At 29.0% G+C, this 21,080-nt stretch carries 19 protein-coding genes and 1 tRNA gene; 4 read left to right on the forward strand and 16 right to left on the reverse strand.

Annotated elements, in window-relative coordinates; all coding sequences use genetic code 11:
• Positions 1-14: 14 nt before the first annotated feature.
• Complete coding sequence (pgsA, locus tag L8X40_RS05785; RefSeq protein WP_039618023.1) at positions 15-545, forward strand: CDP-diacylglycerol--glycerol-3-phosphate 3-phosphatidyltransferase; 531 nt, start codon at positions 15-17, stop codon at positions 543-545.
• 1 nt (position 546) lies between these two features.
• Complete coding sequence (rseP, locus tag L8X40_RS05790; RefSeq protein ID WP_263667509.1) at positions 547-1,653, forward strand: RIP metalloprotease RseP; 1,107 nt, start codon at positions 547-549, stop codon at positions 1,651-1,653.
• Here the strand turns inward: rseP and L8X40_RS05795 are convergent.
• The 16 genes from L8X40_RS05795 to L8X40_RS05870 form a co-directional block, all read right to left on the reverse strand.
• Positions 1,650-2,480: an inverse autotransporter beta domain-containing protein gene (locus L8X40_RS05795; RefSeq protein ID WP_214100063.1), complete on the reverse strand. Its 831-nt coding sequence runs from the start codon at positions 2,478-2,480 to the stop codon at positions 1,650-1,652. The genes rseP and L8X40_RS05795 overlap by 4 nt on opposite strands.
• A gap of 12 nt (positions 2,481-2,492) precedes the next feature.
• A complete protein-coding gene (locus L8X40_RS08515) occupies positions 2,493-3,866 on the reverse strand; it encodes a methyl-accepting chemotaxis protein (RefSeq protein ID WP_087699062.1) in 1,374 nt (457 codons plus the stop codon).
• Positions 3,841-4,344, reverse strand: a complete 504-nt coding sequence (locus tag L8X40_RS05805; protein ID WP_047208186.1) for a PAS domain-containing protein — start codon at positions 4,342-4,344, stop codon at positions 3,841-3,843. Before L8X40_RS05805 ends, L8X40_RS08515 begins: the two co-directional genes overlap by 26 nt.
• Before the next feature lie 69 nt (positions 4,345-4,413).
• The gene (gene mnmC, locus L8X40_RS05810; protein ID WP_214100062.1) at positions 4,414-6,249 is read right to left on the reverse strand and encodes a bifunctional tRNA (5-methylaminomethyl-2-thiouridine)(34)-methyltransferase MnmD/FAD-dependent 5-carboxymethylaminomethyl-2-thiouridine(34) oxidoreductase MnmC; all 1,836 of its coding nucleotides are present in this window, start codon (positions 6,247-6,249) and stop codon (positions 4,414-4,416) included.
• Positions 6,246-8,177: an N-acetylmuramoyl-L-alanine amidase gene (locus tag L8X40_RS05815; RefSeq protein ID WP_412175585.1), complete on the reverse strand. Its 1,932-nt coding sequence runs from the start codon at positions 8,175-8,177 to the stop codon at positions 6,246-6,248. The genes mnmC and L8X40_RS05815 overlap by 4 nt, the downstream gene beginning before the upstream one ends.
• The gene (locus tag L8X40_RS05820; protein ID WP_214135861.1) at positions 8,170-9,267 is read right to left on the reverse strand and encodes a nitronate monooxygenase; all 1,098 of its coding nucleotides are present in this window, start codon (positions 9,265-9,267) and stop codon (positions 8,170-8,172) included. Before L8X40_RS05820 ends, L8X40_RS05815 begins: the two co-directional genes overlap by 8 nt.
• Positions 9,267-10,469 (reverse strand): tyrosine--tRNA ligase, encoded by a 1,203-nt coding sequence (gene tyrS / locus L8X40_RS05825; protein ID WP_214135860.1) that lies wholly within the window; start codon positions 10,467-10,469, stop codon positions 9,267-9,269. Before tyrS ends, L8X40_RS05820 begins: the two co-directional genes overlap by 1 nt.
• Positions 10,470-10,481: 12 nt before the next feature.
• On the reverse strand, positions 10,482-12,671 hold the full coding sequence (locus L8X40_RS05830) for a RelA/SpoT family protein (RefSeq protein WP_087700562.1): 2,190 nt from the start codon (positions 12,669-12,671) through the stop codon (positions 10,482-10,484).
• On the reverse strand, positions 12,655-12,873 hold the full coding sequence (locus L8X40_RS05835; RefSeq protein WP_039618002.1) for a DNA-directed RNA polymerase subunit omega: 219 nt from the start codon (positions 12,871-12,873) through the stop codon (positions 12,655-12,657). The genes L8X40_RS05830 and L8X40_RS05835 overlap by 17 nt, the downstream gene beginning before the upstream one ends.
• Before the next feature lie 8 nt (positions 12,874-12,881).
• On the reverse strand, positions 12,882-13,607 hold the full coding sequence (pyrH, locus tag L8X40_RS05840) for a UMP kinase (protein WP_039628219.1): 726 nt from the start codon (positions 13,605-13,607) through the stop codon (positions 12,882-12,884).
• Between the two features lie 55 nt (positions 13,608-13,662).
• A complete protein-coding gene (locus tag L8X40_RS05845) occupies positions 13,663-14,838 on the reverse strand; it encodes a murein hydrolase activator EnvC family protein (protein ID WP_263667511.1) in 1,176 nt (391 codons plus the stop codon).
• A complete protein-coding gene (locus L8X40_RS05850) occupies positions 14,835-15,641 on the reverse strand; it encodes an ABC transporter permease (protein WP_087700560.1) in 807 nt (268 codons plus the stop codon). Before L8X40_RS05850 ends, L8X40_RS05845 begins: the two co-directional genes overlap by 4 nt.
• Positions 15,628-16,284: a cell division ATP-binding protein FtsE gene (locus tag L8X40_RS05855; RefSeq protein WP_039625813.1), complete on the reverse strand. Its 657-nt coding sequence runs from the start codon at positions 16,282-16,284 to the stop codon at positions 15,628-15,630. The genes L8X40_RS05850 and L8X40_RS05855 overlap by 14 nt, the downstream gene beginning before the upstream one ends.
• A gap of 32 nt (positions 16,285-16,316) precedes the next feature.
• Entirely contained in the window at positions 16,317-17,507 is a 1,191-nt protein-coding gene (gene trmB / locus L8X40_RS05860; RefSeq protein ID WP_263667512.1) for a tRNA (guanosine(46)-N7)-methyltransferase TrmB, read from the reverse strand.
• Positions 17,507-18,721, reverse strand: a complete 1,215-nt coding sequence (locus tag L8X40_RS05865; RefSeq protein WP_263667513.1) for a fibronectin type III domain-containing protein — start codon at positions 18,719-18,721, stop codon at positions 17,507-17,509. Before L8X40_RS05865 ends, trmB begins: the two co-directional genes overlap by 1 nt.
• The gene (locus L8X40_RS05870) at positions 18,675-19,637 is read right to left on the reverse strand and encodes an RluA family pseudouridine synthase (protein WP_214135856.1); all 963 of its coding nucleotides are present in this window, start codon (positions 19,635-19,637) and stop codon (positions 18,675-18,677) included. Before L8X40_RS05870 ends, L8X40_RS05865 begins: the two co-directional genes overlap by 47 nt.
• 72 nt (positions 19,638-19,709) lie before the next feature.
• Between L8X40_RS05870 and L8X40_RS05875 the strand changes: the two genes are divergently transcribed.
• Both L8X40_RS05875 and L8X40_RS05880 read left to right on the forward strand, forming a co-directional pair.
• Positions 19,710-20,819 (forward strand): FtsW/RodA/SpoVE family cell cycle protein, encoded by a 1,110-nt coding sequence (locus L8X40_RS05875; RefSeq protein ID WP_261544871.1) that lies wholly within the window; start codon positions 19,710-19,712, stop codon positions 20,817-20,819.
• 52 nt (positions 20,820-20,871) lie between these two features.
• Positions 20,872-20,948 (forward strand) — tRNA-Ile (locus L8X40_RS05880).
• Positions 20,949-21,080: the final 132 nt, after the last annotated feature.

Raw genomic sequence — 21,080 nt, forward strand, 5'->3', positions numbered from 1 at the left:
AGGATTAATAAACAATGAATTTACCTAATATCTTAGCATTTATAAGGATATTATTAGCCCCGCTTTTATTTTTTTTGCTTATTAATGATTTTGAAAATATTCATCCTAGTTGGGTAAATTATTTTGCTTGTGTTGTTTTTGGTATAGCCGCTTTAACTGATTTTTTTGATGGTTATATTGCAAGAACTTGGAATCAAACCACAAAACTTGGAGCCATTATAGATCCACTAGCTGATAAAATGCTTGTTTTGGCTGCTTTTTTAGGATTATTACTCACCCAAAAAGCTGACCCTTGGATGATTTATATTATTTTAGTAAGAGAGTTTTTTATAACCGGTTTTCGAGTGGTTATGGTGAGTGAAAAATTTGATGTGAGTGCTTCTTTTGCAGGAAAAATAAAAACAACCTTTCAAATGATAGCTATTATATTTTTAATCATGCAATGGCCTTTTGCTAATACATTGTTGTTTATTGCCTTAGTACTTACACTTTATTCAGCCTTTGAATACATACTAGCTTATATAAAACATTTAAAAAAGGTATAATTTGAAATCATATTTATTTTTATTTATTATCTTAGCTATTGGCTTTAAATTTTATTCTTTTAGCTTTTTAATAACGCTTTTGGTTATATCTTTTTTAATTTTTTTTCACGAGCTAGGACATTTTTTAGCCGCAAAACATATGAAAGTCGATGTAGAGATTTTTAGCATAGGTTTTGGAAAAGCTGTTTTTAAAAAAACCTACAAAAATACAGAATACCGCTTATCTGCTCTACCTTTTGGTGGTTATGTTAAACTTAAAGGACAAGATGATTTAAATCCTAGTGAAAAAAATTACGAACCAAATAGCTATAACACTCTAAGTCCTCTAGCTAGAATTTACATACTTTTTGCAGGACCATTTTTTAACTTTTTTCTAGCATTTTTGCTTTATGTAGCCATAGGTTTTTTAGGTGTGCAAAAACTTGCACCTGTTATTGGCAATATAGCACCAAACTCAGCTGCACAAAAAGCAAATTTACAAATTGGAGATAAAATCCTAGCTATAGATGGAATTAAAATCCAAAGCTTTGAAGAAATTGGCAAACTTGTGCATATAAAACCAACCTTACTTAGCATAGAGCGTGATAACAAACTCATCAATATCACCCTAACTCCACAAATTGATCAAGGATATAATGAGTTTTATCAAAAAGTTCAAAAACCATTAATTGGCATAGCGCCTAAGGGTGAATTTGTTACTATTTATCATCCAGGAATTAGTAGTTTAAAATACGCTTATGAAGAAAGCATAGAGGCTTCTTTGCTCATTTTTAAAGGACTTGCTAAAATCATCAGCGGGGAATTAGATGCTAAAAATATGGGTGGAATCATCACTATGGTTGATATAACCTCCAAAGCAGCAAATACTAGCATAGTGGTTTTATTTTTAATCACAGCTTTAATTTCTATCAATCTTGGAGTGTTAAATTTACTTCCTATTCCAGCACTAGATGGAGGACATATACTTTTTAATCTTTATGAATTAATCTTTAAAAAAGAAGTACCAAAAGTATGTTTTGAATATCTTAGTTATTTTGGCATGGCTTTGCTTTTAAGTTTAATGGTATTTGTAACTTATAATGATATCACGCGTTTTATGAGTAATTAATAAGCCCTAGTGGCAAAATCATAACGGTTAAATTCGCCTATATTATTTTTACGGTAAAAGCTATTATAAAATTGCTTACTTAAACTTTGCTCATAATTTAGTCTAAATCTTACCCACATTGCTGTTTGATCTTTAGCACTAGTTTTTTCATCTTGATAATTAAGTGATAAATCTAAAATAGAAATTGGAGAATAAGTAATATTATATTGATTTTGCAATTCTTTTATATTAGAATTAACATTTAAAACATTCAAATATGGTAAATCAAATACAACTCCAAGCTCTGTACTATCATCACTATCGTTTTCTTTAATCTTGTAGTGATTAGCATATGCTTTAAAATAATGACCAAATTGTAATTCAGCGCCAAAACTATTTTTAGTATAAGCTTCTTTATATTGATCATTAAAATAATTAAAGCCAAAATTAAACTCATCAAATTCATAACGATTAATAAGACCCAAAGAATAAGCTTGTTCTAATTGCCCTATTCTTGCTTGTTTTTCTAAAAGCAAAGTAGCATTATCATAATCTAGTATAGAATTAATATTTTTAATATTTACATTTAAAGCATTATAATCCAAACTTGCTTCTGTTTTATCTTTGGAACTTAAATTTAAAACCTGTCCCAAAGACTTACTAGCAAAGGATTCAAAATCAATATTTTGAGTTTGATATTCTTGTGGCTTTTGAAAAAATACCTGTTTAGAAACTGTATTTGCTTTTTGTTTTTTAGTAATGTTGGCTTCGCCCTCACTTAAACTTTCCTCTAAATTTAAAGCAAATGCATTTATGCATATACAGCTTAAAAAAATGTATTTTTTCACTCAACCTCTTATTTATATATGCTTTTTATATTCTATTTCGCTTATCATCCTTTCATTTATATCTTGAATTTGCTTAATATGAGCATAAATTTTTCTTTCCTCTTTAACAAGCTGATCATTTTTTATATAATTAAATAATCCTTCTATATAAGAATTTAAATCTTTATTTAAAATGAAAATATTATCTTTAGAATCAAATTTAGCCAAATTTTTATCTTCTATATATTCTACTTTAGAATTAATCACACAAGAACAAGCCAAATATGTTTTTAAACAACATTCCAAATAAAGTAAAATTTTATTAGTATCCATACTTGTTTTAGAAATTTCATCTAGTAAAATTTTAGCCTTTTTATCAACTCCAGTAAAAACTTCCTGAAATTCTTCTAAACTCGAATTAGAATTTTTAGCAACCTCATAAGCTTCATTGGTTATTTCTTTAATATTACCCATTTGTTCTATGAGAATATTTATCATCGTAGAAATTTCCTTAGCTGCAACTTGAGTTTTTTCAGCCAAAGTTCTAACTTCATCAGCCACAACAGCAAAACCTCTTCCATGCTCTCCTGCACGCGCAGCCTCAATAGCAGCATTTAACGCTAAAAGATTAGTTTGCTCTGTAATATCTTCAATAATACCTATAAAAGAAGAAACACTATTAATTTGTTGAGAAAAAGTATCCATTAAAGTATGAATTTGCCCTATATTTACACCCAAATTACCCAAATCACTTGAAATTACTTCTGCATTTTTTGCACTTTTAGAAGAATGGATGGAAATATCATTTGCTTGATCATACACCTCATGCATAATATTTGCAGTTTCATTCAACTTTGTATTAATAAGCGCCAATTCTTTTTGCAAAGAATTAGACATATCCTTAGAAACATTTTCCACTATAACGCTTTTTACAGATAAGTTTTGAGTTTTTTCTATTTCCAAAGTCGCCTCATTAATAATTTTAGCATTATAAGCAAAAGCACCCATTAAACCTTCTAATCTTGCTTTTCTATAAAATCTTTGCTCTTTCACAGCTAAAATCGCATTAAGAATTTCTCTATTAAAAGCTTCTATTTGATCTGCTAAATCATTCACAACCCAACTTAATTGTCCTACACCAGATTTTTCAAAAGGTATATGTGTAATTCTTGCTTCCAAATTACCTTTTGCAAGTTCATTCAATACTTGAGTAGATCTTAAAACTTCTTTATTTCTATAATAAGCACTAGCAATACCAAATAACACTATAGAAGTTCCTAAAACACAAAAAACAAAGCCAAATGTTTTACCTTCCATTATTTCCAATACAGCCATCAAACAAAATAAAAATAAAGCAAAATAATTCACAAATTGATTAATATTATATTGATAAAACCAATTCTTCATAACTCATCCCCTTTTGGCTTAAAATTTCATCTAACATCTTTCTTGATGCTTTCTTCCCACCTTTTTGTTCTTCTAACAATAGCTCTTTATATATTTTTTCTATTTTTTCAACAGCTTCCCTTCTGGGATTTAAGCGCATAGAGTGATAACCAACTATCTCGCCACTAGCGTCAAATGAAGGCGTAATAAAGGCCAAAACCCAATAAAAAGATCCATCTTTGGATAAATTTTTTACGTAAGCAATAACTTCTTTTTTATTTTTTATACCCTCCCAAAGAATTTCAAAAACAACCTTTGGCATATCAGGATGACGCACGATATTATGAGGTTTCCCTAAAAGCTCAAATTCTTTATATCCCGAAAGTAGGATAAAATTTCTATTGCAATATATTATTCTACCAATTTTGTCGGTTTTTGAGATAATAATTTGTCCATCATTAAAGAATTTTTCATTTTTTGTAGGTTGATTTTTTTGCACCTGCTCCCCCCCCCCGTATTTTTAAATTAAATATATAATTATATTTTTAAAAATAAAGCGAAAATAAAATTATTGTTTTCCTTTTTTTAATTGACGTATTAAAAATCTTGCAGGATGAGTAGCGTGTAAAAAATCTTTTTCTATTTTTGGCTCATCAAAGATTAATGCACTAAGCATTCTAGCTCCAATAATAGCACTAGCAAAAGCTCTGGATCCATGAGCGATAGAAAAATACAAAGGAATAAATTCATTTGGTGCTACTTGACTTTTATTTTTATGCCATAAAAGTGCTTTGTAATTTTGCATATAAAAATTTTCATCATAGGCTTGACCTATTATGGCAAATCTATCACTAGAATATGATCTAAATCCTACTTTTCCACCCATAATTTTTAAATTTTCATCATGTAAAAACTCTTTTATATTTTCAATATTTTGCAAATCATCGTTTTTCAAAAGCATTGTATCTTGATTGAGCCTATCATAACTTGCACCAATAAGTTGCAAATTTAATTCTTCATTGATAGGGCAAATATAACCTTTTGAAGATAGAGCATGAATATTTTTTAAAAATGGTTTTAAGTGAGTACATTGACCTCTAACACTGCTTAATTTCATATATTTATACTCTAAAAATTGCTTAACACCAGCACCTTGAGCATAAATTAACACATCATAATCTTTTAATTTTTTTTGATTTTTAAATTGCAAAGAAAACTTTTCATTTTCATAAGAATAATCTTTAAATTCATACTCAAAAAAAACATTAGCTTTACTTTTTTTAAAAAGCTCTTTTACTACTTTTTGTGGACTTATACATGCTCCATCTTTTAAAAAAGCTTGATTATTGATAATTTCAAATAAAACATTATCTTTTTGACTATTAAAACGCTCTTGCATAAGCTCATTATGAGCAAATTCATAAACCCCTTGTGGAGTTAAATTTAAAATTTGCCTATAAAATCTACTTGCCTCTAAAAAAGCATATTGTGAAAACTCGCCCAGTAAAACATCTGGTTTTAAAATCAAAGAACTTAAAATTCCATTGATATTTCCAGAAGCACCTTTACCTAATGAATTTTCTTTTTCAAAAACATCTACTTGAATATTTCTTAAAGAAAGCTCATAAGCTATACTCGCTCCAGCTATACCTGCTCCAATTATAGCTATTTTTTGAATCTCTTTTTTTAAACTTGGAGTGTTAAAATAAGCAAATTTATCTTCAAAACCAAGGCCATTAAAAACAGCTTGTATCATTTCTCTTTTTCTAAAACCTTTGATCTTTTGCACTTGAAAATTATTATTAATCAAAGCTTTTTTTAAAACGCTTGCGGAAGAAAAAGTTAAAATCTTGGTACTTATTTTTGAATTTTTAGCAACTTTGTTTATAACATCCTCATCAAACATCTCTTGGTTTTTAGCAGGTGCAAAACCATCTAAATACCAAACATCAGCTTTAAAATCTAAATTTTGCAACTTTTCTTTAGCATCACCAAATACCAAATCTAAAAAACAATCTTGAAAATAAAATCTATAAACTCCATCTCTACATGGGGGATAAAATTTTAAAAACTGCTCTAAAAACTCTTTAAATTCCTCATAAAAACCAAGGTTTTTATAAATTTCTCTTAATTTATCTTTTTCTATATAAAAATTTTCAAAACTAAGATAAAATAGTCTTTGATTCTCTTTTTTTTCTTTTATAAAACGCTTTAAAGTAAGGAAAAAATTTAAGCCAATGCCAAAACCAAGTTCTGCAATGATAGTTTGTTTTGCTTGAAATTCAAAAGCATTAGTATAGATAAATTCACTCTCGCTTAAACCATCGCTAGAATTAAAATAATAATCATCAAAATCTAAAGAAAAAGGCGCATTGTTTTTAATGATAATATTTGCTTTTTTCATTGATTTTTATAAAAATAACTCTCTATACCATTAGCAATACCAATAGCTAATAATTCTTGAAAATTCTTATTTGTTAATCTATTTCTTTCACCAGGATGACTAATATAACCTGTCTCAATCAATATAGCAGGCATTTGTGCACCCACTAAAACCCAAAAAGGAGCTTCTCTAACCCCGCCATCAACAACTTTATATTTTTTTCTTACATTGCTCAAAATACTTTTTTGTACATCAATAGCCAATTTATTTGAAGCAACGATTTTTTCACGGTTTAAAAAATTTAAAAAGGTTTGCTTAGAAAAATAATTCATCTCTTCGAAATCTGATTGATTTTCTAGTTCAGCAGCCTTTTTACTTCTTTCGCTTCTTGCAGGCGACAAAAAGAAAGTTTCAATACCTTCAAGAGTTTTAGCTCTTTGTTTATTTGGAGCTGCATTTGCATGGATAGAAATAAATAAATCTGCCATTTTTTCATTAGCCATAGAAGTTCTATCTCTTAAGTTTATAAATTTATCCGTACTTCTTGTGTAATAAATTCTATATCCTCTTTTTTTTAGTTCATTTCCAAGTTTTAAGGCCACACTTAAAACCACATCTTTTTCTCTAACTCCCTTATCACCCAAAGTACCTGGATCTTTACCTCCATGACCTGGATCAATCACTATGGTTTTACCTGACTTTTTAATAGTAACTTTTGTTGTTTTAGAGGTAGTTTTTGTCGATGCTTTTTTAACCTTTTTTTCAAAACCTATAAACAACTCATCATCGTCCAAATCAAGACTAGCTTTAAAATCACTAGTGGAATTTAAAACAACTCTTACTGTGGTTTTATTAAACTGCACTATTGTAATAAATTGATTTTTGTTAATATCAATTTTTTTTCTATCACCTTCTAGAATGGCTTCAAAACTCACAATAGAACGATATGTTTTACCATCTTTAAAAGAATTAATTTTAATATCTTCAATATCAATATCATTGTTTAATTTTAAACTAACACCGTTTTTATCTTTACTTGATTTTAAAATATATAAAGGCTCTTTTTTAATAACTTCTTTTTTTGCTTCTGTTTTTTTAACTTCATTTTGCTTTTTAACTATAGGTTTGGGTTCTTCTTTTTTTTCTACTTTTTCAAGCCCCATAAAAAGACTTTGATCTTTAAGCTCTATTTTGATCTTTAATTCTTTTTTTGAGCTTAAGACCAAACGCATACTTGTTGGGTTAAATTGCGACACGATAATATCAAAATCTTTAAATTCAAAAGTTCTCTTAGGTCCTTTTAAAATTCCATCAAAATCTGCAACATAACGAAAATTCTTATCACCTTTAAGAGTAAAGTTTTTAATGTCTTTTTGGCTGATTTTTTCACTTAAATCAAGCAAGATACCATTATCTAATTTTTTAACATCAAGCACAAAAAGCTCTTTTTGCGCCGGAGTTTTTTTATCTTCTTTTTTATCTTCTTTTTTATCTTCTTTTTTATCTTCTTTTTTATCTTCTTTTTTATCTTCTTTTTTATCTTCTTTTTTATCTTCTTTTTTATCTTCTTTTTTATTAGTAGAAGCTGTGGTATTAGTTTCAATTTTTGCTTGTTCTTTTTTTATTTTTTGATCTTGTATGACCTTTAAAGCATTTTTTAAACGTGAAATTTCTTCTTCGCTTACTCCACTTTCTTTAAGCTCTTGCACATAAGCCCTATCATCAAAACCTAAAGAATTTGAACTTATGATTAATCTTTTTAAAATCTCATTTTTTTCTTCATTATTATCATTAATCACACTTTGTATATACAAAGATTTTAACTGCTGATGTAATTGTAATTTTTCTTCTGAATTAGAAGTTAAAAAATTTTGATCAAATTTCTTAACTTCTGCATTAGCAAAAACACTAAGACATGATAATAAAAAAATAAAAAATATTCTAAGCATCTTCACCATTAACTAATTTTTTCATTAGCTCTTCTACACTAATAAGCTTATCTAGTCTATATCCATTAGCCCCTGTAAAAAATAAGCCTGTTTCTTTTTTGCCACTCCAAGCATCATATAATCTATCTGCTATACAATAACCCACTTTAGTAGCCTCTTTACCTCTACCACATGGTGCAACACAATTGCTCACGCAAGAAATTTTTGGCCCCATTCTTTTATCAACTAAATTTAAAAGATTAGTTCTTACTCCTCTTGCAGGATAGCCAACTGGAGATTTTAAAAGCTCAATATCTTCTTTTTTACAATCAAGCAATACTTGTTTAAAATCATCACTCGCATCACATTCAAAAGTTCCTATAAAACGAGTTCCCATTTGAACGCCACTTGCTCCTAAAGACATCATCTTTTCTATATCTTGCTTATCCCAAATTCCACCTGCAGCGATTAATGGTATATCTCCCCAGTTTTTAATTTCTTGCGCAACTTGTGGCACTACATTTTCTAATTGATACTCATCCATTAAACATTGCTCATAAGTAAAACCCTGATGTCCTCCACTTTTTGGTCCTTCAACTATAACTGCATCAGGTAAACGATTGTATCTGCTTTGCCATCTTTTGCAAATAATTTTTAAAGCCTTAGCAGATGATACAATAGGCACCAAAGCAACATCAGGATAATCTTGTGTAAATTCAGGTAAATTTGTAGGAAGTCCTGCTCCTGAAACTATTACATTAAAACCAACTTCACAGGCATTACGTGCAATTTGCGCATAATTATTACTTGCATATAAAATATTACAGCCTAAAGGTGCGTCTTTACAAACCTTTCTAGCATTATCTATCAAAGCTTTTAAACCTGCTTTTGAATAAAAATTATCGCTACCATAGGGTTTTGCATTAAGTTCTTTATCTATATGTATTCTATTTTCATAATACCCAGTTCCCACTGAAGAAATAATCCCTAAACCACCATTTAAAGAAACTGCAGAAGCAAGCTTATCCCAACTTATACCAAGCCCCATTCCACCTTGAAAAATAGGATATTTTATCTCATGCTTTCCAATTTTTAAAGCTTTAAAACTCATCATATTACCTTTAATTTTGCAAATTTTCTTTTTCCAACTTGTAAAATATATTCACCGCTTTCTAGTTGGAATTGTTCATCTTGAACTTTTTCTCCATTAACACTTACTGCATTTGAATTAATCAATCTTCTAGCAGCTGAAGTAGAACTTTCCATTTTACACTCTACTATAGCTTTTGCAAGCCAAATACTACCTTCCAAAGTAAAACTTGGCATATCGCTAGGAAGCTCTTTTGCGCTATGGACTTTGTCAAATTCTTCCTTAGCTTTTAAAGCATATTCATTTGAGTGAAAACGAGCTGTTATTTCTAAAGCTAAATTTTCCTTAGCTTTTTTAGGATGCAATGAGCCATTTTTAATATCATCTTTCATTTGTGAAATTTCATTTAAACTTTTTTCACTTAAAAGCTCATAATATCTAAACATCAACTCATCACTTATGCTCAAAACCTTAGCATACATATCTTTAGCATTTTCTGTTACACCAATATAATTTCCTAAGCTTTTACTCATTTTATTTACACCATCAAGGCCTTCAAGCAATGGCATCATCACCACCGCTTGCTCTTTTTGGCAATTATATACTCTTTGAAGCTGTCTACCCATTAAAAGATTAAATTTTTGATCCGTTCCGCCCATTTCTATATCACTTTTTAAAGCAACACTATCATAACCTTGCAAAAGTGGATATAAAAATTCACAAATTGATATAGGACTTTGTTCTTTAAAACGCTTGGTAAAATCATCTCTTTCAAGCATTCTAGCAACACTAAAAGTTGAAGTAAGTTCTACTATACCAGCAGCACCAAGCTCATTTAGCCACTTAGAATTAAAATGAATTTGAGTTTTACTTGGATCTAAAATCTTAAAAACTTGTTCTTCATAGGTTTTGGCATTTTTAAGCACTTCTTCTTTATCAAGTTTTTTTCTTGTAGCACTTTTTCCTGTTGGATCTCCAATTTGAGCAGTAAAATCGCCTATTAAAAACTGCACTATAGCTCCATGTTTTTGAAGCAAAGCCATCTTGCTCAAAACCACAGTATGACCCAAATGCAAATCAGCAGCCGTAGGATCAAAACCAGCCTTTACAAAAAAATTTTCACCTTTTTCATAGTAATTTTTTACTAAAGAAACTAATCTTTCTTCATCAATAATTTCTGCTATTCCTCGTTTAATTTCTTTAATAATTTCATTAATATCCATAAAAAACCTTTTTTAGTGATTATTATACGCATCATTTAAAGATGTAAAATCTAAAATTTTATATCTAGATTTTAATCTTTCTTTTGCGTTTTCAACATCTACATTATTAGGTAATTCAACCTGCACTTCAAAATAATTTGCCACCACAGGCTCTGAATCAGCTGAATTAATACTTAAAACATTAATTTGCATTTTAGCTAAAGTAGTTAGAAAATCTGCTAAAGAACCTTTTTTATTTTCTATAGAAACGATGATTTTGTAACTTTTTATCGAACTATCATTCCAAGAAACAAAAACCATTTCTTTATTATCTTCTATCATTTTCATTGCTTGCTCGCAAAGTTTATGATGTATTGTTGCGCCAGTTGAGTGTCTAAAAGCAATGATTTCATCTCCTCTTTTAGGTCTACAACAATAATCAAAATTAATCGTAGTTATTTTATAATTAGAACCTACCACTATACTTTCAAATTTTTGCTCATTTTGTTCAAATTTAGCTGCTTGATTTTGTCCCACATATTTCCTAAGAGCTATAATTACTTCTTTAAAATAGTTAAAATCCAAAGCAATTTGTCTGAGCTTTTTATTAAATTTTTCTTTTTCAAGCCACTCTTCTATAAGCTTAGAATCTTTATTAAATACTGTAGATAAAAGATTTATAGCAATTTTATTATTTAATTCTTTTTTCTTTTGTTTACAAAAATCTCTTATGCTAGCTCTAGCCTTTCCTGTTTTAACACTATCTATCCAAGAACATCTAAAAAATTCTTCCTCTGAAGTTTCTATACTAACTATATCTCCATTTTTTAACACAGTTAAAAGCGGCACTCTCATACGATTAACAAAAGCTGTTTTTGCATGAAGCCCTACTTTAGTATGAACCTCATATGCAAAGTCTAAAGCCGTAGCTCCACGCGGCAAAGTGAAAATCTCACCTTTAGGAGAATACACCGCTATATCTTCTATATATAAACTATCTTTTGCATATTCATAAAGCTCAATAGCATCACAATCTTGTATATTATTTCCTTCTTCTTTGCCATGCATGGAAATATCTGCAAGCCAATCTAAATTTGGTGTTGTTATATTTCCTTCTTTGTATTTCCAGTGTGCTGCCACGCCAAATTCAGCAGTCTTGTGCATATCAAAGGTGCGAATTTGAGCTTCAATGATATTTTTTGCATCAAAAAGTGTTGTGTGTAAAGTTTGATAACCATTTTGTTTTGGCAGAGCTATATAGTCTTTAAATCTTGAGATTAAAGGATTAAAATGCGTATGTAAAATTCCTAAAGCCAAATAACAATCATAAACTTTTTCTACCAAAATTCTTACACCCAAAAGATCTAAAACTTCATCAAGTCCTACGCCTTTTCTTTGCATTTTTAAATAAATAGAATAATTATGTTTAATTCTTTTGTGTATAACAAAACTACCTTGTCTAAAACCATTCTCTAAAAATAACATTTCTATTTTTGAAATAAATTCATTAAATCCAAGTTGAATTTGTTGATCTTTTGCATTGATATAATTATCAATTTGTGCATACTCATCAGGTAGTAAAAATTTAAAACTTAAATCTTCAAGTAAATTTTTTATACTTGAAATTCCAAGTCTATGAGCTATAGGTGCATATACCACCAAGGTTTCTTCGCTGATTCTTTTTTGTTTATCTTCTCTTAAAAAATTTAAAGTAAGCATATTGTGCAATCTATCACAAAGCTTTATTACAAGCACACTCACATCTTCAACACCCGCTAAAAGCATATTTCTAAAAGTCAAAGCGGATTTTGCAAGTTTTTCATTAGAATTAGAGCGTGTAAGATGATCTTCTCTAATGCTAACTATTTTAGTTAAACCTTGAACTAATTTGGTTACCTCTTCACCAAAATTTGTGTTTAATTCCTCTTCATTGCAATTTGTATCTTCTAATACATCATGTAATAATGCAGCTATGATCATAGACTGCACAGGACTTAAAAAAGCCACAAAAGAAGCCACTAATATAGGATGAACCGCGTATGGCTCTCCACTTTTTCTAAATTGCCCTTCGTGTTTTTGAATACAAAAATCCACCGCTTTTTCTAAAACAGTAGATTGTGGAAAGACCATAAAAAGGATTTCTTTTGCTCTTTGTAAATCCTTACAATTTTTAACATCATCAACAAGTTTATCTAACAATAACTCATCATTTACTAGCTTCAATAAATCCCTCTAAAACGATTTTATCTTCTGCTATTTCATGTAAAGCAATGTCAGTGTATTTGTATTTATTTTTATCTAAATTTACTAAAGGTTCTGCACCATTTGCAAGTTCTTCAGCTCTTTTAGCCACCACAAGAGCTAGTTTATATCTGTCATCTTTTAGTTTTTTTAATGCTTTTGCAGCTATTTGTTCTACTCTCATTTTTATCCTTAATCTTGATTTTTAACAATAGAGCATAAACTCATATCGCCTTGAATGATTTTTAATAAATTTCCTTCTTTAAACATATTACACACCACAATAGGCAAAGCATTATCTTTAGCCAAGGCTATTGCAGTATCATCCATAACTTTAATATTATCATGCAAAGCTCTTTCATAGCTTAATTCATTAAGCATAATTGCATCATCATATTTTTTAGGATCTTTATCATAAATTCCATCTACTTTAGTCGCTTTAATGATCATATCCGCTTGAATTTCTACTGCTCTTAAAGTCGCAGCAGTATCTGTAGTAAAATAAGGATTACCCGTACCACAAGCAAAAATAACTATACGTCCTTTTTCTAAGTGTCTATGTGCTCTTCTCATAATATATGTTTCGCAAAATGCTTCCATTTGAATAGCGCTTTGAACCCTTACATCAAGCCCGGCACTTTCTAATGCTTCTTGCATAGCTATAGAATTAATCACAGTAGCAAGCATACCCATATGATCGCCACTTGTTCTTTTTATAAGTCCATCTCTTGCAGCAGATACCCCTCTAATGATATTTCCACCGCCTATTACTATACCTACTTCAACATTTTCATTAATCAAGCTTTTTATTTCAGAAGCTATGTATTTTAAAATAGAATTTTCTATACCAAACCCATTTTCTCCAGCCAAAGCTTCCCCAGAAAATTTAACCAATACTCTTTTTCTTTTATTGTTCATTAAATTTCTCCTTTGATTTGAAACTATATCAAAATTCGCATTAAAAAAAACTAATTTATTTAATCATTTCTAAAGGATTAATATGAAAATTCTTTTGTGTTACTTCAAAAGTTAAGTCACTCTCAACCCTGCCTATAATATAACCTTTTTTAATATTTCTACCCACTTTAACCCCGGGTGCAATTTTATCTAAATGTGCATAAATAGTATGTATACCATCTTTATTTTCAACAATCACAACTTGTTTTAAAGTTGGAGTCGCTTTTGCAAAAACCACTTTACCATCTAAGACATTTCTTACTGCAGCATTAGCGCTATCACTTTTTAAAACTACATTTTCGTTATAAATTTTAATATTATAAATAGGATCTATGTAATTTCCAAATTTTTGTTTTACCGTGTAAGATTCTAAAGGGGCGATTGTCTTAGGACCACTATAGCGCTTGACACTGCTTGTTTGATAGCTTGAACCCACTTGTTTTATGTTTGAATTTGGCTTTTTATCTTCTTTTTTTTGTGCTAATTTTTCTTCTTCTTTTTCTTTGATAATTTTTAATTTATTAAGTGTTTTTCTTAATTCTTGTTGTTGGGCTTGTAAATTAGAAAGTTTTCTAGTATAAATTTCCTTATCAGTTTTTTGTTTAGCTATTTCTTGCTCTTGCTTTTTTCTAAGATTTTTAAGCTCATCAATTTGATCTTTATAAACTTTTAAATTGCTATTAATTGTAGTGATTTGTGTTTGTTTTTCTTCTATTTTTTTACTTATATCTTCATAATCTTTTGAAATCTGATAAAATTCTTCCTTGAAAATTTTATCCAAAACTCCAACTAATTCTAAAGCTATAATACTATCTTCGCTTTCGATATAGTTTTTAGGAATTGCTAAATCATAAGCAAAATCTTTAGCAATTAAATCAATTATCTTTCCTTCGATTTTATTTTTATTTTGTAAAAGATCTTTATTTTGCATATTAAGTTGTTCTAGTGCTTTTATTTGAGTTTTTACTGAGCTTTCAAGCTTAGAAGTTTTTGAAGTTAAAGCACTAATTTCTGAAGCAATTTTTTTTAAATTTTTTTCATTATCTAAAATTTCACTTGCTAAATCCTCTAACTTTTTAGAAAGTTGCTTTACTATGCGTTCATTTTCTTTAATATCTTTTTGTTTTTGAGCAATTTCATTTGCAAATAAAACAGAAAAAGAAAATAAAAAAAGCAAAAAGCATTTTTTCATTTTCTGACCTTAAACATTACAAAATTCACACAAGCAAAACAAACACAAAGCATTGCTAAAAAAATCAAAAACAAATGCGTGAAAATACTTATTTTAGGTAAGCTAATATCCACACTTTGCAAAGCTAGTTTAATGGATTCAAGATCATAAACTTGAGTAAAAAATAATACAAGCAATAAAAATGCTATAAAACAATCAATAAAAACTATCTTATAAAGCATAAAAGATCTAAACCAAAATGGCGCTCCAAGCAAACACATAATTTCCACTCTTTGAGTATGCTCAAAAAGCCAAATTTTCATTTGTTTAAGCAATAATACAAAACTAAGCAATATTATAATAAACAAGAAAAACCATAATAAAAATTTCACTAAAACTAAAAGTTTATAAATTTTTGTATGTGTTTTTGCAAAAGTTTCTACTTTAGTTATATTAGGATTTTTTAAAAGCTTATCTTTTAAAGCATTTAACTCATCTTCTGACAAAAGCTTATTAAGTTTTAAAGTATAAAATTTTGGCAATGTAGCCTTTAAAACCTCTATATTTTTAGCTGATATATCATTTTTAAGTCTATCTATCATTTCATTTGGATTTAAAATTTCTAAAGACTGAAAATAACTTACTTGATCTTCTATGCTTTTTTTATCCAAGTGAGTTTTTCCTACTAAAATAATATTATAATCTTTATTTAAAAGTTTTTCATAATGCTCTATAGTTTTGTTTGTAATGATTAAAAACTCAAAAGCAAACATCATTACCATTAAAGCAAATATCAAAGAAAGATGATTTTTAAAAGATTTCATTCATTCTCCCATTTTCTATATTAAAACGACGATAATCAAGTCTTAAATTAGTAGGAATTCTATGTGTAACAACAACCACACAAGTTCCAAGTATTTCTCTAGCTGATTTTAATAAAGTCCATATAATGTCTGAAGAATACTCATCTAAATTTCCTGTTGGTTCATCACATAAGAGTAATTTTGGATTATGTGCCAAAGCTCTTGCCATAGCCACGCGTTGTTGCTCTCCACCTGAAAGCTGAGCTGGTTTTTTATCAGCTTTGAAAGTTAAATTTACATGCTTTAAAAGCTTTGCAGCTTGTTCTTTACATACATTCTTGCTGTAACCTTTAATCATCAAAGGAAGCATTACATTTTTTTCTACGCTAAATTCTTGCACCAAACGATAATCTTGAAAAATAATTCCTATTTTTTGCCTAAGCTGCAAAAGCTCAGCGTTAGAAATATCTACTAAATCATTATTGCAAACCTTTAAATTCCCGCTTATTGGCTCTAAATCTCCATAGAAAGATTTTAACAAAGTTGACTTTCCACTACCACTTTTTCCTGTAATAAAAACAAAGTCATTATCTTTTAGCGAAAAACTAGCATTTTCTATAACAAGTTCATCATAACCAAGACAAAGCTTTTTAGCTTCTATCATCACTACTTTTTCCTTATTTATTTTATAAATTATTATTTGATATAAGAATACAATATTTCTCTTAATTTTTCTATAGCTTTTAAATTTTCTTTAGTTTTAAAAGGCTGTTCAAAAATAAATTCTATCTTTTGTATATTTAAAGCTATATAAACATGCTCAGGCTTATAAAAAGCGCCAAAAGCTATTTTAATGATAAGCTCATCATCTTTAATATACATTTTTTCAAAATGCAAGAAAAAATCCTCACCTTTAAAAACTTCATTTTTAAAATTCTTTTTTATACAAGCTAGTTCTACTGTGTTTAATCTTAGATCTTCAATAGCAAATTTTTGATCCTTACTTAAACTTTCACTCTTACTAAAGCCACTAATGATTAAATCATATATATCTTTATTTTGTCTTTTCCAACGATCTTCATATTTGCTTGAAATTTCTAAATTTTCATTTTTTTTGATTAAAGCTTTTAAATGTGAAAAAGTTAAAAAAGTTTCCAAAGTAAAATCAAAATACAAAAAGCTATCTGTTCTTAGTTCAAATTGACCATCTTCTTTTAAAACTCTAGCACATTCATTTGCAAAATTTAACCCCACTACTCTACGATGAGGCTTTTTATCCCAAGGGACAGGAAAATGCAAAAAGATTTTATCTACTAGATTAGATTCAAGTACGCTTAATAATAATCTTGCATCGGTTTCTATTAACAAAACATTATTTAAGTTTTCACTTAAGGCAAGTTTAGCTACTTGCTCTAATGCAGGGGTATAAATTTCTATACCGATAATCAAAACATCAGGATTCAATCTTGCTTGATAAAGTAAATGTCTACCACTTCCAAAGCCTATTTCAATATAAATTTGCTTTTTACTTTTTATTTGCTCTAGTAATTCTTTTAAATCATTGGCAATTAAAGGTGTTTTTTGGATTAACCTTGTATGTTTTAGTGCTACAGCTTCACAAACTACATCTTGAGTAAAATTTTCTTTAAATACAAGTAAAGCTTTTTGCAAATACCCAATTTGCGAAGGCTTAGTGTGTTTTTCACCTTTAATAAGCCATTCTTCTTTTTTTTCATCTTTTTTAATTTGCAAAAAAAAGTTTTCTTGCTTTATGCGCGTAAAAAGCAAATCAACATTTTCGCCTTTAGCAGACCATAAGAATTCAACCCCTTCTTTTTCAAAAGGAAGTTGAATTTCTTTTAAAATTTTACACTTAAAATTTGGCATTATTTCACCGCTGTAAATTTATCAGAAGCTTTTGATTCTATACCATTTGCATCAATTGCTATAACTTCATAACTATATACTTTTCCAGGAGCTGCGGTAATATCTTTTAATTGTTTAGATTTAATCTCTTTAAACACAGCATTACTTCCACCACCGCTTCTTTTAACTATATATTCTTTGGCTCTATCGTCATTATCAACCCATTCAACTCTAATGCCATCATCTTCAACAGCACATAAAATAATACTTGGTGCTAATGGTGCTCCTAGAGTAATACCCTCCACAGGCTCACTTGCTATAGGACTTTCTAGGCCATCTTTATCCACCATACTAACTTTATAATATCTTTTTTCAGCCACACCTCTAACTACATCTTCATAAGTATTTTCAGAAGTTTTAGCTACCACACTAAAAGGCAAAAAAGTAGTTGAACTTGAATAAATTTTATAATAAGCAAAATCAGCATAATCAATTTTATCCCAAGTTAAAATGATTTTTCTTGGTGCATCTTTGCTTGCTTGTAAATTGCTTACCATAGGAGGAAGCGCTTTGGTGGTTGATTCAACTATTTTACTTGGGGTACTTTTAATACCATCATAAGTTAAAGCTATGATTCTATATTGAAAACTCTCATCAGGCTTTAGTGAATCATCTATATATTCAGCACTTAAACGATTTTTAACCCTAGTTAATTCTTTAAATTTCATATCTTTCATATTTGCACGCTCAATGATGTATGAATTTACTCTTACATCAGGATGTGGTCTCCAAACTATTTTTACACGATTTGGCAAACCCACGATAGCTTGCACAAAAGGCACTGGATCAATCACTCTATTGGTAAAAGCTTCTATACTCACACCATCTTGAGAAACTTGTCCAAGCTCATTAAAGGTTTTCATAGAATAATAATATCTTGTATTTGGCTCTAAATTTGTATCAGTATAATGAGTTTGAAATTTATTTTTAATTTTTGCTATAAGCTCCATAGGTGCACCAGCTGCATTTGCTCTATAAATGTAATAGCCTGCTATATTTTGATCATACAAAGGCTCCCATTCAAAAGCTATACTTGTAATATCACTTATACTTTTAATGCTTGAAATTTTTGGTAAAGTATCATTTACTTGAGCAATTTGAGGCGAACTCATAGTTGTACTACAAGCACTAAAAGCCAAAGCAGAACTTAAGATAATCCAGTGAAGTTTTTTCATCTATCTCTCCTTGTGTAAAATTTTCTTTTAAAATTTGATAAAAATCATCAAACATAGGAGCTTTTATAAACATTAACTCTTTAGTCCTAGGATGAATAAAATAAATCAAATACGCATGAAGCATTACTCTATTATACTTTATTTTTCCTTTATATCCGTATAATTCATCTCCTAAAATATAACGATTAAAATCTGCCAAATGCACCCTGATTTGATGGGTTCTTCCTGTGTATAACTTAGCAGCTATTAAAGAGCATTTTTTAGCACTTAATAAATTTATAAAATCTGTTTTTGCATTTTTTGCTAAAGGATTTTTGGTATTTGTAGTGATTTTTTTAAGCCTATTATTAGGACAACGCATAATGGCTTTTTCATTACTCATTTTATCGTTTTTCAAAGGCAATTCACTTAAAGCAAGATAAAATCTTCCCATACTTTTATCTAAAAGTTGATTTGCTAAAAATTGATGTGCTTGATTGTTTTTAGCTATGATGATAGCTCCGCTTGTGCCTTTATCAAGCCTATGCACAAGCCCTGCTCTATGCTCTCCATTTAAATTTGATAAAGCATAACCCTTATGCAAAAGCCAATCCACCAAAGTCGCTTCTTTAACACTGCTTGCACCATGCACAACAACATTAGGAGCTTTGTTTAAAACTAAAACATCATCATCTTCATATAAAATTTCTATATCAAACTCAGGTGTGTAGCTTTCTTTGGCTTCTTTTATTAAAGGCAAAAAAATACTTATTTCATCTTTTTGTTTTATTTTTTTAGAACTTTTATTTTCTATTTTTTCATTAATATATATGCAATTTTCTTTAATTAGTTTAGCAACTTGTGAACGACTTTGTTTAAGTATATCTGATAAAAAAATATCCAATCTTTCTTCACAAAGTGATGAAATTTTTAGCATATTATATTTCCTTGTGATAAAATTTGCAATTTTAGCATATAATTACACAATATTTTGTAAAAAAGGCTAGCTTTGATAAAACTTGATAGAAGAATTCTAACGCATTTTGATTTTGTTCAACCTCTTCTAGTGTTGCCTATCATAGCTATATCTTTTCTTTTAATTTATGAAGCAAATATACGCTTAGCTGAAAAACAATTTATCTATACTTTAGTGGGTTTTGCAGGATTTACATTTTTTTTCTTTTTACCTTTAAGAAGATTAATGTGGCTTATACCTGTGTTATATTGGATTAATATAGCTTTACTTTTGAGTGTGGATATTTTTGGTGTTGAAAAACTTGGTGCTAGAAGATGGCTTGAGATACCTTTTACGCATTTTACCATACAGCCTTCTGAAATTTTTAAGCCTTCTTTTATTTTAATGTTAGCTTATTTGATTTATCAAAACCCACCACCTCATAATGGCTATGGTTTAAAACAATTTTTAAAGCTAAGTTTTTATATCTTACTCCCATTTTTACTTATAGCAGGAGAACCTGATTTAGGAACAGCTTTAGTACTTTTAATAGTGGGCTTTGGAACACTTTTTATTATAGGAGTAAATTATAAAATTTGGCTTAGTATTGTTTTAGCTATAGCTATAGCTTCACCTATTATTTATAGTGATTTTTTAAAACCTTATCAAAAACAAAGAATTCATGATTTCTTAGCTGAAGAGCCAAGTTACCATGTAAAACAATCCATCATTGCAATAGGAAGCGGTGGTTTGAGCGGAAAAAAGGCTGATGAAGCCACACAAACACATTTTAAATTTTTACCTATTTCTACGAGTGATTTTATCTTTGCATATTTGTCTGAAAGATTTGGTTTTATCGGTGCGGTTATAATCATACTACTTTACACCTTACTCATTTTTCATTTGTTGAGTTTAAATTATAAGCTCAAAGATGATTATTTTACAAGAGTAGTGACAAATTGCATTGCTTTATTTATTTTCATATATGTAGCAGTAAACATATCAATGACCATAGGTTTTGCTCCTGTTGTTGGTATACCTATGCCATTTTTTAGTCATGGTGGAAGTTCTTTTGCTACCTTTATGATTTTCTTTGGAATTTTACAAAATTTAATAACTTTTAGATATTTAGCAATAGAAAAAGCGGTAAAAATAAAATTCTAAATTTAAATTAAGGAAATAAAGATATAATAACATTTTTATTTTAACTTCTGGCGGATTTATAGCTCAGTTGGTTAGAGCAACCGGCTCATAACCGGTTGGTCGCAGGTTCGAGTCCTGCTAAATCCACCATTTGTTTTTTACTCCCAAATGCTATTTTTTAACAAATTATCTTTAAAATCCTATATTTAAGGGATTATATAAACATTCTTTTTTATTCTATTTTGTTATTTTTTGTGTTAAAATATTGCAAAAAAAGTGGGT

This window comes from Campylobacter sp. CNRCH_2013_0855 (assembly GCF_025773025.1).
Classification (GTDB): domain Bacteria; phylum Campylobacterota; class Campylobacteria; order Campylobacterales; family Campylobacteraceae; genus Campylobacter_D; species Campylobacter_D jejuni_C.

Coding starts and splice junctions, on each gene's coding strand:
- pgsA (WP_039618023.1), top strand. CDS start 15: ATGAATTTACCTAATATCTTAGCATTTATAAGGATATTATTAGCCCCG.
- L8X40_RS08515 (WP_087699062.1), bottom strand. CDS start 3,866: ATGAAGAATTGGTTTTATCAATATAATATTAATCAATTTGTGAATTAT.
- mnmC (WP_214100062.1), bottom strand. CDS start 6,249: ATGAAAAAAGCAAATATTATCATTAAAAACAATGCGCCTTTTTCTTTA.
- L8X40_RS05815 (WP_412175585.1), bottom strand. CDS start 8,177: ATGCTTAGAATATTTTTTATTTTTTTATTATCATGTCTTAGTGTTTTT.
- L8X40_RS05820 (WP_214135861.1), bottom strand. CDS start 9,267: ATGAGTTTTAAAGCTTTAAAAATTGGAAAGCATGAGATAAAATATCCT.
- tyrS (WP_214135860.1), bottom strand. CDS start 10,469: ATGGATATTAATGAAATTATTAAAGAAATTAAACGAGGAATAGCAGAA.
- L8X40_RS05835 (WP_039618002.1), bottom strand. CDS start 12,873: ATGAGAGTAGAACAAATAGCTGCAAAAGCATTAAAAAAACTAAAAGAT.
- pyrH (WP_039628219.1), bottom strand. CDS start 13,607: ATGAACAATAAAAGAAAAAGAGTATTGGTTAAATTTTCTGGGGAAGCT.
- L8X40_RS05845 (WP_263667511.1), bottom strand. CDS start 14,838: ATGAAAAAATGCTTTTTGCTTTTTTTATTTTCTTTTTCTGTTTTATTT.
- L8X40_RS05850 (WP_087700560.1), bottom strand. CDS start 15,641: ATGAAATCTTTTAAAAATCATCTTTCTTTGATATTTGCTTTAATGGTA.
- L8X40_RS05855 (WP_039625813.1), bottom strand. CDS start 16,284: ATGATAGAAGCTAAAAAGCTTTGTCTTGGTTATGATGAACTTGTTATA.
- trmB (WP_263667512.1), bottom strand. CDS start 17,507: ATGCCAAATTTTAAGTGTAAAATTTTAAAAGAAATTCAACTTCCTTTT.
- L8X40_RS05865 (WP_263667513.1), bottom strand. CDS start 18,721: ATGAAAAAACTTCACTGGATTATCTTAAGTTCTGCTTTGGCTTTTAGT.
- L8X40_RS05870 (WP_214135856.1), bottom strand. CDS start 19,637: ATGCTAAAAATTTCATCACTTTGTGAAGAAAGATTGGATATTTTTTTA.